Genomic DNA, 581 nt, shown 5'->3' on the forward strand with positions numbered 1-581 from the left:
ACTGAAACAAACGCGCAAAATGCGTAAAAACCATAAGCCCCTGCTAAACCTATACCGGTGAGCATGACAGGGAACGACCAGGTAATTAAAAAGTTAGCTATCCACTGGGCAAAGCCGGTAACTGCAAGGCCAGAACCGCGAATTTGGTTAGGGAACATTTCGCCTAACATAACCCACATTACAGGGCCCCACGATAAGTTAAAAAAGAACACATAAGCATTAGCGGCTATTAAAGCAACTATGCCCTGCTCTCCTAATTCTAAGTTACCTGTTGAGCCAATATCTGCGTTTAAAAAGGCATAAACAATAACCGAAAGCGTCACCGTCATACCAATTGAGCCGGTTAACAAAAAAGGTTTTCTGCCAATTTTGTCTATAAAATACATGGTAATAAACACCGCTAAAATACTTACAAAGCCGCTTATTATATTAATGAGTAACGCGTCAGATTCAGTAAAACCGGCTGCTTGCCAAAGTACCGCGCCGTAGTAAAAAACAACGTTAATGCCGACTAATTGCTGAAATGTAGCTAAGCCAATTCCTATCCAAACAATGGGGCGTAAACGTTTTTTAGGTTTATC

At 41.1% G+C, this 581-nt stretch carries 1 protein-coding gene; it reads right to left on the bottom strand.

The features are described from left to right. On the bottom strand, nucleotides 1-581 hold a 581-nt coding region (locus CXF76_RS00790), incomplete at both ends, for an MFS transporter (protein WP_157823330.1).

Source organism: Pseudoalteromonas sp. 78C3 (assembly GCF_002836695.1).
Taxonomy (GTDB): Bacteria; Pseudomonadota; Gammaproteobacteria; order Enterobacterales; family Alteromonadaceae; genus Pseudoalteromonas; species Pseudoalteromonas arctica.